The 13659-nt window shown below is 65.2% G+C and carries 9 protein-coding genes; 6 read left to right on the top strand and 3 right to left on the bottom strand.

Features of this window, described 5'->3' with window-relative positions; translation table 11 throughout:
- Positions 1-67: 67 nt before the first annotated feature.
- The 3 genes from zipA to PI990_RS11890 form a co-directional block, all read right to left on the bottom strand.
- Positions 68-892 (bottom strand): cell division protein ZipA, encoded by an 825-nt coding sequence (gene zipA / locus PI990_RS11900; RefSeq protein WP_021222156.1) that lies wholly within the window; start codon positions 890-892, stop codon positions 68-70.
- 210 nt (positions 893-1102) lie between these two features.
- On the bottom strand, positions 1103-4591 hold the full coding sequence (smc, locus tag PI990_RS11895; RefSeq protein WP_271660717.1) for a chromosome segregation protein SMC: 3489 nt from the start codon (positions 4589-4591) through the stop codon (positions 1103-1105).
- A gap of 26 nt (positions 4592-4617) precedes the next feature.
- Positions 4618-5277: a GntR family transcriptional regulator gene (locus PI990_RS11890; RefSeq protein ID WP_021222158.1), complete on the bottom strand. Its 660-nt coding sequence runs from the start codon at positions 5275-5277 to the stop codon at positions 4618-4620.
- A 276-nt stretch (positions 5278-5553) separates the two neighbouring features.
- Here PI990_RS11890 and PI990_RS11885 point away from each other — a divergent pair, with 276 nt between their 5' ends.
- The 6 genes from PI990_RS11885 (at position 5554) to guaD (ending at position 13326) form a co-directional block, all read left to right on the top strand.
- The gene (locus PI990_RS11885) at positions 5554-6690 is read left to right on the top strand and encodes an alkane 1-monooxygenase (RefSeq protein WP_021222159.1); all 1137 of its coding nucleotides are present in this window, start codon (positions 5554-5556) and stop codon (positions 6688-6690) included.
- A gap of 246 nt (positions 6691-6936) precedes the next feature.
- The gene (gene xdhA, locus PI990_RS11880) at positions 6937-8376 is read left to right on the top strand and encodes a xanthine dehydrogenase small subunit (RefSeq protein ID WP_271660716.1); all 1440 of its coding nucleotides are present in this window, start codon (positions 6937-6939) and stop codon (positions 8374-8376) included.
- 131 nt (positions 8377-8507) lie between these two features.
- Positions 8508-10904 (top strand): xanthine dehydrogenase molybdopterin binding subunit, encoded by a 2397-nt coding sequence (gene xdhB / locus PI990_RS11875; RefSeq protein ID WP_271660715.1) that lies wholly within the window; start codon positions 8508-8510, stop codon positions 10902-10904.
- Positions 10905-10923: 19 nt separating this feature from the next.
- Positions 10924-11073 (top strand): hypothetical protein, encoded by a 150-nt coding sequence (locus tag PI990_RS11870; RefSeq protein ID WP_158480976.1) that lies wholly within the window; start codon positions 10924-10926, stop codon positions 11071-11073.
- On the top strand, positions 11070-11918 hold the full coding sequence (gene xdhC, locus PI990_RS11865) for a xanthine dehydrogenase accessory protein XdhC (protein ID WP_271660714.1): 849 nt from the start codon (positions 11070-11072) through the stop codon (positions 11916-11918). The genes PI990_RS11870 and xdhC overlap by 4 nt, the downstream gene beginning before the upstream one ends.
- A gap of 103 nt (positions 11919-12021) precedes the next feature.
- Positions 12022-13326: a guanine deaminase gene (gene guaD, locus PI990_RS11860; RefSeq protein WP_271660713.1), complete on the top strand. Its 1305-nt coding sequence runs from the start codon at positions 12022-12024 to the stop codon at positions 13324-13326.
- Positions 13327-13659 lie beyond the last annotated feature (333 nt).

Genomic DNA, 13659 nt, shown 5'->3' with positions numbered 1-13659 from the left:
GATTCGTGCTCTTTTCTGTGCAAACGAAAAGAGCAGCCTGGGCTGCTCTTTCGTTGGATCCTGTGATTCAGCGTTTGGTCAGGCTGCGGCGCTCGAACTCGACGATGCGCTGCCGATAGTGTTCGATCGTTTGCGCCGTCATCACGCTGCGCTGATCGTCCTTCAATTCGCCGTTCAGTTCCTGGGACAGCTTGCGCGCCGCGGCGACCATCACATCGAAGGCCTGCTTCGGATGACGCGGGCCCGGCAGGCCGAGGAAGAAGCTAACCGCACGGGTGCTGAAATGGTCGATGTCGTCCAGGTCGAAGGTGCCGGGCTTGACGCCGTTGGCCATGGAGAACAGCACTTCGCCGTTACCGGCCATGCTCTCGTGACGGTGGAAGATGTCCATTTCGCCGAAGCGCAGGCCGCTCTCGAGGATGTTCTGCAGCAGGGCCGGGCCCTTGAAGCCGTCACCGTCGCGCGCCACCACGTTGATCACCAGCACTTCCTCCACCGGAGGCAGGTCCTGGGCCGGTGCAGCATGGGTCTTGCCGTTCTTGGCGGGCTTGGCCGGGGTGCCATCGTCCACGGGGTTGAGCAGGGTCGGTACCGGCTCATCGAGATTGAGGTCGCCCTGGTGCGGTTCGCCGCGGCGCTTGTTCAGCTCCTTGGCGCTCATGGGCGGCAGGTCTTCCTCGTCGAGCGAGGGCTCCTGGTGGCGTTCCTTGACGCGGACGGGCCCCATCAGGCCGGGGTCTTCGTCGTCATCGGGGAGATTGGAGAAGCTGCGATCGAGCTTGAACTTGAGTTTTCCCTTGCCGCCGCTCATGCGGCGCCAGCCATCGAACAAAATGCCGGCGATTACGATGATGCCGATGACGATCAGCCACTCGCGCAGACCGATATCCATTAATCCTGTGTCCCCTGGTCAAAAAATATTCTGATGATGGTGAAGAAAGGACATCCGGTCCCCTGAAAACGTGGCGCCCAACTCCATGTTCTGAATGGCGTTTTCCACGTGCGACAAAAGTGGGCATTAAGCTAGCACGGCCAGCCCAGCAGAGAAACCTCTGATAGAGGCTTCACGGCCCCTGGAGCGGTGAGCATTCTCCCCGCCCGGTCAGGCCTCTACGAGGGAAAGAGCCTCCTCGACATCCACCGCGACCAGACGCGAGCATCCCGGCTCGTGCATGGTCACGCCCATCAGTTGATCGGCCATTTCCATGGCGATCTTGTTGTGGGTGATATAGATGAACTGGACCTTCTCCGACATCTCCTTCACCAGGCGGGCATAGCGCCCGACGTTGGCGTCGTCCAGCGGCGCGTCCACCTCGTCGAGCATGCAGAACGGCGCGGGGTTGAGCTGGAAGATGGCGAATACCAGGGCCAGCGCGGTGAGCGCCTTCTCGCCACCGGAAAGCAGGTGGATGGTGCTGTTCTTCTTGCCTGGCGGCCGCGCCATGATGGCGACGCCGGTGTCGAGCAGGTCCTCCCCGGTCAGCTCCAGGTAGGCATGGCCGCCACCGAAGACCTTGGGGAACAGTGCCTGCAGGCCCGAGTTGATCTGGTCGAAGGTTTCCTTGAAGCGGTTGCGGGTCTCCTTGTCGATCTTGCGGATGACGTTTTCCAGGGTGTCCAGCGCTTCCACCAGGTCGTCGTTCTGGGCGTCCAGGTAGCGTTTGCGCTCGGATTGCTGCTGGTATTCGTCGATCGCCGCGAGGTTGATCGGCCCCAGGCGCTGGATGCGCGCCGCGAGGCGTTCGAGTTCTTCTTCCCAGGCCGCTTCGCTGGCCTCGCCGGGCAGCGTGGCGAGCACGCCGTGGAGGTCGTAGCCGTCTTCGTGAAGCTGGTCCTGCAGGGTCTTGCGGCGGACGCTCAGGGCCTGCCAGTCCATGCGCTGCTGCTCCAGCTGGCCGCGCAACAGTTGCGCTTGCTGCTCGGCCTGGGTGCGGCGCTTCTCGGCGTCACGCAGCTCACGGTCGGCATCTTCCAGGGCCAGGCGGGCGAGCTTGAGCTCCTCTTCCACGCCCATGCGCCGATCCAGCAGTTCTTCGAGCTTCATACGCAGCTCTTCCAGCGGTGCGGCGCCCTCCTCCAGATTGAGGTTGAGCTGCTCGCGGCGCTCTTCGAGGCGCTCGAACTGCAGGCTCAGGCGCTCCAGCGCCTGACGCGTAGAGTCGTGCTGGGCACGCAGGGAGCCGACGCGCACGGCCAGCTGGTGGGCCTGGTCCTTGTGCTGCCGGGCTTCCTGGCGGATGCGGTCGAGGCGCTCGCGCAGGCTGTCGCGCTCGGCGAGCAGCTTCTCGCGCTGCTCGGTGTCGGTTTCCATCGCATCCAGCGCGTCCTGCAGAACGAGGCGCGACTCGCCAAGCTGCTCGTGTTCGATGGCGCGCTGTTCGTCCAGCTCGGCCAACTCCGCTTCCAGGCGGCGGCGACGCAAGGTGAGCTGCTCGACCTTGGCCTGCTGGGCGGACAGCTGCGCCTTGAGCTCACCCAGGCGGCGGGATTCATCCTGGGCGCGGCGGCGTTGCTGCTCGCGGCTTTCTTCCTGCTGGCGCTGGCTGTCACGCAGGTGCTGCAGGCGCTCTTCCAGGGTTTCCAGGGCCGCTTGCTGCTCATCATGCTCAGCATGCAGGCGCTCCAGCTCCTGGCCACGGGCCAGCACGCCACTCTCGGCTTCGCTGGCGCGGCGCACACGAAGGAAATTGCGCCCGACCCAGTAGCCATCGCGGCTGATCAGGCTCTCGTCGGCAGCCAACGTCGAACGCGCGGCCAGGGCCTGGTCGAGGCTGTCCACGGGCCGCACCTGCGCCAACCAGGGCGCCAGATCGATGGCGGATTCGACCTTGTCCAGCAGGCTGCCGGGCCCCCGGGCGCCGCCCTTGACGGCAACCGCCAGGCGCAGGTCGCCCTGGGTAAAGCCGCTCAGGTCGAGGGCATTGAAATCATCCAGCAGCACGGCCTGCAGGTCGGCGCCGAGCACGGTTTCCACCGCTAGCTCCCAACCCGCTTCCACCCGCATGCTTTCAGCTAGGCGCGGGCGCTGGTCGAGCTTCTGGTTGCGCAGCCATTCAGCGGTGCCGGTACCCGGGTCGAGCGCGGCCTGCTGCAGGGCTTCGAGGGAGGCGATGCGCCCGTTGAGGCGCTGCAGTTCACCCTGGGCACGCTGCTGGGCCTGGGTCGCCTGCTGCAGTTCTTCACGCAGTTGCTCCAGGCGCTCGACCTGGGCCTCTTCAGCGGCCTGCAGCTCTTCCAGCTGCAATTCACCGGCGGCGAGCTGCTCGCTCAGCTCGAGAATGGCCGCGTCTTCCGGATCAGCCGCGAGCTGGGCGCGCTCGTCATTGAGGCGGCGCCCACGCTCCAGCAGGCGTTCGAGGCTCTGCTCCAGCTGCTGGATGCGCGCCTGCTGCACTTCGGCCTGGCGCCGGGGCTCGGCGCTGCGCTGGTTGAAGCCGTCCCACTGCTCCTGCCAGGCATGCATGCCAGTCTCGGCCTCTTCCAGCTGGGCGGCGGCTTCCTCGGCGGCGGCGGCGCTGATCTCCTGCTCGGGCGCGAGCATTTCCAGCTCCTCGCCCAGGGTGGCCAGCAGGGTGCGGTCATGGCCGAGGTGGGATTCGGTTTCCTGGCGGGCGCGCTCGGCGTCGCGCAGGTCGTCCTGCAACTGGCGCAGGCGCTGCTGGCCGTGCTGGATGCTCTGCTCGACGCGGGCAATGTCGCCACCCACGGAGTAGAAGCGCCCCTGGACCAGGTTGAAGCGCTCAGACAGCTCGTGGTGGCCATCGCGCAGGCGTTCGATGCTGGCGTCGGCGCTGCGCTGTTCGGCCACCAGTGCCTCGAAGCTGACCTCCTGGCTGCCGATCACCGCTTCACGCTGGCCGACCTGTTCGTTCAGCGCCTGCCACTTGAGGGCCGCGAGCTGGGCGCGCAGTTGGCGCTCCTCGGCCTTGTATTCCTGGTACTTCTCGGCGGCCTGGGCCTGGCGGTGCAGGCGTTCGAGCTGGCGCTCCAGCTCTTCGCGCAGGTCGGTAAGGCGGGCGAGGTTCTCGTGGGTACGGCGAATGCGGCTCTCGGTCTCGCGGCGGCGCTCCTTGTACTTGGAGATGCCGGCGGCTTCCTCGATGAAGTTGCGCAGGTCCTCGGGCTTGGCCTCGATCAGCTTGGAGATCATCCCCTGCTCGATGATCGAGTAGCTGCGCGGCCCCAGGCCGGTGCCGAGGAAGATGTCGGTGATGTCGCGGCGCCGGCACTTGGTGCCGTTGAGGAAATAGGTGTTTTGCCCGTCGCGGCTGACCCGGCGGCGAATGGAGATTTCGGCGAAGGCCGCGTACTCGCCCACCAGGGTGTTGTCGGAGTTGTCGAAGATCAGCTCGATGCTGGCCTGGGCCACCGGCTTGCGGGTGTTGGAGCCGTTGAAGATGACGTCGGTCATCGACTCGCCGCGCAGGTTCTTCGCCGAGCTCTCGCCCATCACCCAGCGCACGGCGTCGATGATGTTGGACTTGCCGCAGCCGTTGGGGCCGACGACCGCCGCCATGTTGCTGGGGAAGTTGACCGTGGTCGGGTCGACGAAGGATTTGAACCCCGCCAGTTTGATGCACTTGAGCCGCATCCCTGCCTCCCTCGGTCAGTGAACGATCAGCGCCCGGCCAGCGCCGCAAGCACCAGTTGGCAGTTGTGCTGGCCATAGGCGTGCAGCACGTCGCGGATGCGTGCCGGCTCACGGGCGATCACCGCCTGCAGCAACTCGGCGAACGCCAGCATGAACTGGGCCATCTCGCCTTTGCGCTGTTCCAGCGCCAGGTGATAGGTGCGGCTGATGGCCGGCAGCAGGTTCTCCACCGTCTCTTCCAGGTAGGGGTTGTCGGCGAAGGGGAAGGCGGCGCGCATGATGTCGAAGCTGGCATCGACGAAGTTGCCGATGTCGTGCTCCTTCAGGCATTCCTCCAGGCGCAACTGGATGGCGCGGAAGGGGGCGAGGTCCGCTTCGCTTTTCCAGCGCTGGGCCACGGCGTTGGCCAGGAGGATGTACATCTCCATCATCAGCGCATAGAGGCTCTGAACGTGATGGGGGGTGAGCTCGGAAACCTGGGCGCCACGGCGCGGCAGGATGTTGATCAGGTGGCGGCGCTCGAGGATCAGCAACGCCTCGCGCACGGAACCGCGGCTGACGTTGAGGGACTGGGTGACCTTCTGCTCCTGAATGCGCTCGCGTTCCTTCATCTCCCCGCGAATGATGCGCTCGGCGAGGTGGTGGGCGATCTGTTCGGCGAGGCTGTCCGGTGCCTTGAACGTCATGGTTTTCCTTCGGTCATGGAGGCTGGGAATGTCCGTAAGGCGCCCTCGGCGATAGCTCCGGCGTTGCTATATCGGCCCGGGAACGCAGCAGCTTCAAGGGATTGCGGCCCGCAGCGGAACGCTGCAGGGGGCGAAGTGTAACACAGGGTGTTACCTGGCAAAGGTGACAACAAGCGGGCATTCAGACCTAAAGGTCGGTCGCCGGGTGGGGCTGGGAAGCGCAGGATTGTCTGACAATTTTACAAGAACCCATCCACCTCGACACGGAGAACACCCATGTTCGAACGCCTGCCTTCCAACTGGATGCTCGCCCTGAAAAAGGTCGGCTACTGGATCTGGCTGATCCCGGTTGCCGGAATCCCCATGAGCTTCTACTGGTCGCTGGACAGCAGCTACGCCAATGCGTGGCCCTGGCTGGTGATCACCGTGGTCTTCGGGGTGATCCCGCTCCTCGACGCCATCGTCGGCCGCGACCCGGCCAACCCGGATGAAGCCGAGCAGGTGCCGGAGATGGAGCGCCAGGACTACTACCAGGTGCTCAGCCTGGCCACCGTGCCGCTGCTGCTGGGGATGCTGGTCTGGAGCGGCTGGGTCTTCATCCACCACGAGGACTGGAACTGGGTCGGCCGTCTCGGCTGGCTGCTCTCGGTGGGCACCGTGATGGGCGCCATCGGCATCACCGTGTCCCACGAGCTGATCCACAAGGACCCGAAGATCGAGCAGAACGCCGGCGGCCTGCTGTTGGCAGCCGTCTGCTACGGGGGCTTCAAGGTCGAGCATGTGCGTGGCCACCACGTCCATGTCTCGACCCCCGAGGACGCCTCCTCCTCGCGCTACGGGCAAAGCCTCTATGCCTTCCTGCCCCATGCCTATAAGCACAACTTCCTCAATGCCTGGCACCTGGAGTCCGAGCGCCTGAAGCGCAAGGGCTTGCCTGCACTGCATTGGCGCAACGAGCTGATCTGGTGGTACGCCATCAGTGCAGCCTTCACCGTCGGTTTCGGCCTGGCGTTCGGCTGGCTCGGCGTGCTGTTCTTCCTCGGCCAGTCGGCCATGGCCTTCACCCTGCTGGAGATCGTCAACTACGTGGAGCACTACGGCCTGCACCGGCGCAAGCTGGAGAACGGCCGCTACGAGCGGACCAGCCCGGCGCATTCCTGGAACAGCAACTTCCTGCTCACCAACCTGTTCCTCTTCCACCTGCAGCGCCACTCCGACCACCACGCCTACGCCAAGCGCCGCTACCAGGTGCTGCGTCACTTCGACGACAGCCCGCAACTGCCCAACGGCTACGCGGGGATGATCGTCCTGGCGCTGATCCCGCCGCTCTGGCGCGCGGTGATGGACCCCCGCGTGCGGGCCTACTACGCCGGCGAGGAACACCAGCTGACGGATTCCCAGCAGGCCGCCTGACCGCCCTCCCCCCCACCGTTCGACCGACGCCCCCGCATGGGGGCGTCGGCGTTTCTACACTTGCAGATGACTGGCACGGATTAAGCAACTTTGCCGTACCAGAGCGGGCGCGCCGCCCTCATAGCCCATCGGCATGAAGATTTTCTGACTTTTGAGTCAAATATTTATTGACCAGAAAGTCAGGGGATTCTAAATTCGCGGCCATACGAGCCCTCGTAAAAACAATAAAGTGCCTGGAGGTCGTCCTTGATCCAGTTTTTAGTCAATCGGGAGCTGCGCACCGAGCGCGATCTCGATCCCAACGTCACCGTGCTCAACTACTTGCGTGAACACCTGGCCAAACCCGGAACCAAAGAAGGCTGTGCCTCGGGCGACTGCGGCGCCTGCACGGTCGTGGTCGGCGAGCTGGAGGGGGATCGCATCCGCTATCGCACCCTCAACTCCTGCCTGACCTTCGTCTCGTCCCTGCACGGCAAGCAGCTGATTTCCGTGGAAGACCTCAAGCACAAAGGCCAGTTGCACTCCGTGCAGCAAGCCATGGTCGACTGCCACGGTTCCCAGTGCGGCTTCTGCACCCCCGGCTTCGTCATGTCGCTGTTCGCCCTGCAAAAGAACAGCGACGGCTACGACAAGGCCCAGACCCTGGAAGCCCTGGCCGGCAACCTGTGCCGCTGCACCGGCTACCGCCCCATCATCGACGCCGCCGAGCAGGCCTGCTGCCAGAAACAGCCGGACCAGTTCGACGCCTTCGAGGCCCAGACCGTGGCCCAGCTCCAGGCCATCGCCCCGCGCGAGACCGCCGAGCTCAACAGCGGTGACAAGCGCTGCCTGGTGCCGCTGACCGTCGCCGACCTGGCCGACTTCTACACCGCCAACCCGCAGGCCCGCCTGCTGGCCGGTGGCACCGACCTGGCCCTGGAAGTCACCCAGTTCCACCGCGAACTGCCGGTGATGATCTACGTCGGCCACATCGACGCCATGAAGCGCGTCGAAATCGGCACCGACTTCATCGAGATCGGCGCCGCCACCGCGCTCTCCGACTGCTACAGCGCCCTGGCCCGCGAATACCCGGACTTCGGCGAACTGCTGCACCGCTTCGCCTCGCTGCAGATCCGCAACCAGGGCACCCTGGGCGGCAACATCGGCAACGCTTCTCCCATCGGCGACGCCCCGCCGCTGCTGATCGCCCTCGGCGCGAAGATCGTCCTGCGCAAGGGCAACCAGACCCGCACCCTGCCGCTGGACGAGTACTTCCTCGACTACAAGGTGACGGTGCGCCAGGAAGCCGAGTTCATCGAAAAGATCCTCGTGCCGCGTGCCCGCACCAACCAGGCGTTCCGCGCCTACAAGGTCTCCAAGCGCCTGGACGACGACATTTCCGCCGTCTGTGCCGCCTTCAACCTGGTGATCGAAAACGGCGTGGTGCGTGAAGCCCGCATCGCCTTCGGCGGCATGGCCGGCATTCCCAAGCGCGCCGCCGCCTGCGAAGCCGCGCTGGTGGGCGCCGCCTGGTACCCGGGCGTGATCGAACGCGCCTGCGAAGCCCTGGCCCAGGACTTCACGCCGCTGTCGGATTTCCGTGCCAGCAAGGAATACCGCCTGCTGACCGCACAGAACCTGCTGCGCAAATTCTTCCTCGAACTGCAGGCCCCCGAAGTCGAAACCCGGGTGACTGCCTATGTGTGATTTCAAGCATGTCGCGCACCAAGCGCCGCACCCGGCAGTTGCTGGCCAGGAAGCGCAGTACCGTCGGCTTAATCTGCACGTCGCGCCCGTCACCGTTCACGCGGGCGCAGCAGTCGTTGGAGGCACAGAGCATGTCTAACCACCACAAGATCAAATCCCAGGAAGAACTGGCCGCGCTGTTCCGCGCCGACATCACCACCGGCGTCGGCAAGAGCGTCAAGCACGAGAGCGCGCCCAAGCACGTTTCCGGCGAAGCGGTGTACGTCGACGACCGCCTGGAGTTCCCCAACCAGCTGCACGTCTATGCCCGCATGAGCGACCGCGCCCATGCCCGCATCCTGCGCATCGACACCACCCCCTGCTACGCCTTCCCGGGCGTGGCCATCGCCATCACCGCCGAGGACGTTCCCGGCCAGCTGGACATCGGCCCGGTCGTGGCCGGCGACCCGCTGCTGGCGGACGGCAAGGTCGAGTACGTCGGCCAGGTGGTCATCGCCGTTGGCGCCGACAGCCTGGAAACCGCCCGCAAGGCGGCCATGGCCGCGATCATCGAATACGAAGACCTGGAGCCGGTGCTCGACGTGGTCGACGCGCTGCGCAAGAAGCACTTCGTCCTCGACAGCCACCAGCACAAGCGCGGTGACTCGGCCAGCGCCCTGGCCAGCGCGAAGAACCGCCTGCAGGGCAACCTGCACATCGGCGGCCAGGAGCACTTCTACCTGGAAACCCAGATCTCCTCGGTGATGCCCACCGAGGACGGCGGCATGATCGTCTACACCTCCACCCAGAACGCCACCGAGGTGCAGAAGCTGGTGGCCGAGGTGCTGGGCGTGCACATGCACAAGATCGTCATCGACATGCGCCGCATGGGCGGTGGCTTCGGCGGCAAGGAAACCCAGGCCGCCGGCCCGGCGTGCCTCTGCGCGGTGATCGCGCACCTCACCGGCCGCCCGACCAAGATGCGCCTGCCGCGCGTCGAAGACATGAGCATCACCGGCAAGCGCCACCCGTTCTACGCCGAGTACGACATCGGCTTCGACGACAACGGCCTGCTCACCGGCATCGAACTGGAACTGGCGGGCAACTGCGGCTACTCGCCGGACCTCTCCGGCTCCATCGTCGACCGCGCGATGTTCCACTCGGACAACGCCTACTTCCTCGAACACGCCACCATCAACGGCCACCGCTGCAAGACCAACACCGCGTCGAACACCGCCTATCGCGGCTTCGGCGGCCCGCAGGGCATGGTGGTGATCGAAGAGATCATGGACGTGATCGCGCGCCACCTGGGCAAGGACCCGCTGGAGGTGCGCAAGACCAACTACTACGGCAAGGACGAGCGCAACGTCACCCACTACTACCAGCCGGTCGAGCACAACCTGCTGGATGAGATGACCGCCGACCTCGAGGCCAGCAGCGAATACGCCAAGCGCCGCGAAGAGATCCGCGCGTTCAACGCCAAGAGCCCGGTGCTGAAGAAGGGCCTGGCGCTGACTCCGGTCAAGTTCGGCATCAGCTTCACCGCCACCTTCCTCAACCAGGCCGGCGCGCTCGTGCACATCTACACCGACGGTTCGATCCACCTGAACCACGGCGGCACCGAGATGGGCCAGGGCCTGAACACCAAGGTCGCCCAGGTGGTGGCCGAGGTCTTCCAGGTGGACATCGGCCGCATCCAGATCACCGCGACCAACACCGACAAGGTGCCCAACACCTCGCCGACCGCGGCCTCCAGCGGCACCGACCTGAACGGCAAGGCCGCGCAGAACGCCGCCGAAACCATCAAGAAGCGCCTGGTGGACTTCCTCGCCATCCACTTCAAGGTGACCGACGAAGACATCGAGTTCAGCAACGAGCAGGTGCGCGTACGCGACCACTACCTGTCCTTCGAGGAAGTGATCCAGCTCGCCTACTTCAACCAGATCTCGCTCTCCAGCACCGGTTTCTACCGCACACCGAAGATCTTCTACGACCGCGACAAGGCCGCCGGCCGCCCCTTCTACTACTTCGCCTATGGCGCTGCCTGCGCGGAAGTGCTGGTAGACACCCTGACCGGCGAGTACAAGATGCTGCGCACCGACATCCTGCATGACGTGGGCGACTCGCTTAACCCGGCCATCGACATCGGCCAGGTGGAAGGCGCGTTCGTCCAGGGCATGGGCTGGCTGACCATGGAAGAGCTGGTGTGGAACGCCAAGGGCAAGCTGATGACCAGCGGCCCGGCGAGCTACAAGATCCCCGCCATCGCCGACATGCCCATCGACCTGCGGGTGAAGCTGGTGGAGAACCGCAAGAACCCCGAGCAGACGGTGTTCCACTCCAAGGCCGTGGGCGAGCCGCCCTTCATGCTCGGCATCGCCGTGTGGTGCGCACTCAAGGACGCCGTGGCCAGCCTGGCGGACTACAAGGCGCAACCGAACATCGATGCACCGGCCACTCCGGAGCGCGTGCTCTGGGGCGTGGAGCAGATGAAGAAGCTGCAGCAGGCGGCCAGCAAGCCCGCTGCCAGCCAGGTAGAGCCCGCCTGACGGCGGGCCGGGAGCCGAGATGAACAGCCAACCCGCCTTCAGCCGCGAAACCCCGGAACAGCAGGCCGCTCCCGTCCTGCCGACCGAAGCCTTGCGTCGCCCGGAACAGGATGTCTGGCGCCTCTCGCGCTCCGCCAAACCCCTGCGCACCTGGAGGTTGAGCAAATGAGCTGGATCAGCGCCCTGGCCGAACTCCAGCAACGCAGCGAAGCCTGCGTGCTGGTGACCATCATCGAAGAGCGCGGCTCCACCCCGCGCAATTCCGGCTCGAAGATGGTGGTCAGCGATGACCGCATCTACGAAACCATCGGTGGCGGCCACCTGGAGTTCAAGGCGATGGAAATCGCCCGGGAAATGCTCCGCACCCGCACCCAGGACACCCGCCTGGAACGCTTCAGCCTGGGCGCCAGCCTCGGCCAGTGCTGTGGCGGTGCCACGGTGCTGCTGTTCGAACCCATGGGCCAGCCCCAGGCGCACATCGCCCTGTTCGGCGCCGGCCACGTCGGCCGTGCCCTGGTTCCGCTGCTCGCCAGCCTGCCCTGCAAGGTGCGCTGGATCGACTCGCGGGAGAACGAATTCCCGGCCTTCATCCCGGCCGGCGTCGAGAAGGTGGTGAATGATGAAGTGGTCGATGAAGTCGAGCGCATGCCCGTCGGCAGTTACTTCATCGTCATGACCCATAACCACCAGCTCGACCTGGAGCTCACCGCAGAGATCCTCAAGCGCAACGATTTCGCCTACTACGGCCTGATCGGCTCGAAGACCAAACGCGTGAAGTTCGAACACCGCCTGCGCGATCGCGGCTTCGCCACCGAAACCGTGCAACGCATGCGCTGCCCCATGGGCATCGCCGAGGTGAAGGGCAAGCTGCCCGCCGAGATCGCCATCTCCATCGCCGGCGAGATCATCGCCACCTACAACGCCACCTTCGGTCAGAAGGAAGAAGGCCAGGACGTGAAGAAAAGGGAAACAGTCGCCAAACTGGTGCCCTCTTCCCGCCGCGAACAGGCCTGACACCCCGATTCATGCAGAAGGACGCCGAGCTGCTTCAGCTCGGCGCTCGCCTGCGCGGAGCCCCGACACGGGGCATCAAGATCACGAAAGAACGAGATTCAACATGACCAGCCCTGTAAAAGCCTATCGCGCCGCCATCCTGCACAGCATCGCCGACCCCGCCGAGGTGGGCATCGAGCAGTCCTACGAATACTTCGAGGACGGCGTGCTGGTGATCGAGGACGGCAAGGTCGCCCGCGTCGGCAATGCCGCCGACCTGCTGCCCGGTCTCAAGGGCGTGGACGTGCGCGAATACCGCGACGCCCTGATCACCCCCGGCTTCATCGACACCCACATCCATTACCCGCAGACCGGCATGATCGCCTCCTACGGCGAACAGCTGCTGGACTGGCTGAACACCTACACCTTCCCCACCGAGAAAGCCTTCGCCGACAAGGCCCACGCGGCGGACGTAGCAGCCATCTTCCTCAAGGAACTGCTGCGCAGCGGCACCACCACGGCGCTGGTGTTCGGCACCGTGCACAAGCAGTCGGTCGACGCCTTCTTCGAAGCCGCCGAAGCCCTGGACCTGCGCATGATCGCCGGCAAGGTGCTGATGGATCGCAACGCCCCCGACTACCTGACCGACACCCCGGAAAGCGGCTACGCCGACAGCAAGGAGCTGATCGAGCGCTGGCACGGCAAGGGCCGCCTGCACTACGCGGTGACCCCGCGCTTCGCCCCCACCAGCACCCCGGAGCAACTGACCCTGGCCGGCAAGCTGTTCGGCGAGTTCCCGGATCTGTACATGCACACCCACCTCTCCGAGAACAAGGCTGAGATCGAATGGGTGAAGTCGCTGTTCCCGGAGCGCAAGGGCTACCTGGACGTATACGACCACTACAAGCTGATCGGCCCGCGCGCGGTCTTCGCCCACGGCGTCCACGTCTGCGACGACGAGTGCAAGCGCCTGGCGGAAACCGGCTCGGCCGTGGCCTTCTGCCCCACCTCCAACCTGTTCCTGGGCAGCGGCCTGTTCGACCTGCAAAAGCTGGAAGAGCACGGCGTGCGTGTGGGCCTGGGTACCGACGTCGGCGCCGGCACCAGCTTCTCCCAGCTGCAGTCGCTGAACGAGGCCTACAAGGTCATGCAGTTGCAGGGCAAGAAGCTCGACCCGTTCAAATCCCTGTACCTGGCCACCCTGGGCGGCGCCCGCGCGCTTTACCTGGACGACAAGATCGGTAACTTCGCCAGCGGCAAGGACGCGGACTTCGTGGTCCTCGACTACCAGGCCACCCCGCTGATCGCCTACCGCATGCAGCAAGCCAAGACCATCGAGGAGAAGCTCTTCGCGCTGACCATCCTCGGCGATGACCGCACCGTGAAGGAAACCTTCGCCGCCGGCCGCTCCGTGCACAAACGCGACTGATCCAGCGCCCCTCCCGAGAAGCCCCGCTTTGCGGGGCTTTTTCTTTGTGCACCGCCCGTGGGCGAATTCATTCGCGATGGGATATCCGGCCACACGCAGCGGATCTTTCGCGGCTGAAGCCGCTCCCACGGGAAGCACCTGCAACGCCGCCAACATCGCTGCGTTGGGCCTCGCTACGCTCGGCGCCAACCTACGGCGCCGTGCCGTGGTAGGTCGGGTGCAACCCGGGCTCTTGCTTGGAACCACGCGGGTTTCACCCGCCCTACGGAGCGGACCGGTGTGTAGGGTGGATGGCGCTCTTTTCATCCACCAAGCGACCTTCCAGCCCACACG

Source organism: Pseudomonas sp. TUM22785 (assembly GCF_028198105.1).
Lineage (GTDB): Bacteria > Pseudomonadota > Gammaproteobacteria > Pseudomonadales > Pseudomonadaceae > Metapseudomonas > Metapseudomonas solani.
Note: the sequence above shows the minus strand (reverse complement) of the source record. Positions and strands in the feature narration are given on the sequence as shown.

Excerpts from the sequence above, each read along its gene's own strand:
- zipA (WP_021222156.1), bottom strand. The coding sequence starts at position 892 with ATGGATATCGGTCTGCGCGAGTGGCTGATCGTCATCGGCATCATCGTA.
- smc (WP_271660717.1), bottom strand. The coding sequence starts at position 4,591 with ATGCGGCTCAAGTGCATCAAACTGGCGGGGTTCAAATCCTTCGTCGAC.
- PI990_RS11890 (WP_021222158.1), bottom strand. The coding sequence starts at position 5,277 with ATGACGTTCAAGGCACCGGACAGCCTCGCCGAACAGATCGCCCACCAC.
- xdhC (WP_271660714.1), top strand. The coding sequence starts at position 11,070 with ATGAGCTGGATCAGCGCCCTGGCCGAACTCCAGCAACGCAGCGAAGCC.
- PI990_RS11885 (WP_021222159.1), top strand. The coding sequence starts at position 5,554 with ATGTTCGAACGCCTGCCTTCCAACTGGATGCTCGCCCTGAAAAAGGTC.
- guaD (WP_271660713.1), top strand. The coding sequence starts at position 12,022 with ATGACCAGCCCTGTAAAAGCCTATCGCGCCGCCATCCTGCACAGCATC.
- xdhB (WP_271660715.1), top strand. The coding sequence starts at position 8,508 with ATGTCTAACCACCACAAGATCAAATCCCAGGAAGAACTGGCCGCGCTG.
- PI990_RS11870 (WP_158480976.1), top strand. The coding sequence starts at position 10,924 with ATGAACAGCCAACCCGCCTTCAGCCGCGAAACCCCGGAACAGCAGGCC.